Raw genomic sequence first — 1,011 nt, forward strand, 5'->3', positions numbered from 1 at the left:
AGAGGCGGGAGGGTTGTACTCCCCGCTCACGTTCAGCGTCCCGCGATTCAGGCGCACGTCTACGGGTGCGCCTCCGTCGTCTGCGTTTTGCCGGCGACGGAGATACTGCAGTCCAATGTTCTTTGCCGCGTTGTAATCGGCGTGGTTCTGGTAGCCACACTTCAGGCACTCGAAGTCCTCGCCGTCGCGATTGTCCTCGTGGGTAAATCCACACGTCGAACACCGTTTCGACGTGTTTCGTGGGTCTACCTGGACGGCTTCGACACCCTGCTCTGTGGCCTTGTATGCGACGTATTCGTAGAGACGGCGGAACGCCCACAGATGGTGCCACGACGCCTCTGGCACGTTCTCACGAATGTCTGTGAGGTCCTCGAATACGATATGCGAACAGTCGTGTTCGACCGCTTCGGCTACGAGCTCGTTGGCGACGCGGTGTAGGTACATCTCGAAGCGCCCTGCTTCTTTCCGTTTGACACCTGCGATCGCCTCGTGTGCGGCCCGCGTCCCACACTGTTGGAGGTCGCCACGCCGTATTTCGTACTCGCGTTTCCAGTGGGTGAACTCGGCTGCCGACCAGAACCGCCCGGTGGAAGCGACCGCGAGTTGGGTTACACCGAGATCCACACCGAGGACTGTTCTGTGCCCGGTGGGCTCGGTGTCGTCATCGTCTTCTTTGAGCATCGACGCGTGAAGATACCACTCGCCGTCACGTCGATGGAGTGTCGCCCGCCGAAACGCGTAGTCCTCGTCGGCGACGTACTTTGTCGGCGGTGTCTCGGCATCGTCAGGAAGGATGTAGTCGCACTCGACTCGTCCGTTGACGGTCGACAGTGACACGTGGTCACGGTGGAACGTGGCGCTTCGCTTGTCGTAGATGGCGGTATCGGCCGTGAACGTCGGCCGGGACGTGTGTTGGCCATTCTTGAGGCGTTCGACGCCGCTTTTGGTGGCTTCGACGGCTTGGCGAATCCCCTTCTGGACGAGGTTCGCTGTCAGTTCGGTGTCTTCACG

Annotated in this window: 1 protein-coding gene; it reads right to left on the bottom strand. The window is 60.6% G+C overall.

Annotated features, from left to right (window positions below; all coding sequences use genetic code 11):
• Nucleotides 1-1,011: RNA-guided endonuclease TnpB family protein (locus D3D02_RS18035; protein ID WP_147435695.1), on the bottom strand; the 1,011-nt coding region annotated here is incomplete at both ends.

Source organism: Halobellus sp. Atlit-38R (genome assembly GCF_003665925.1).
Lineage (GTDB): Archaea > Halobacteriota > Halobacteria > Halobacteriales > Haloferacaceae > Haloquadratum > Haloquadratum inordinatus.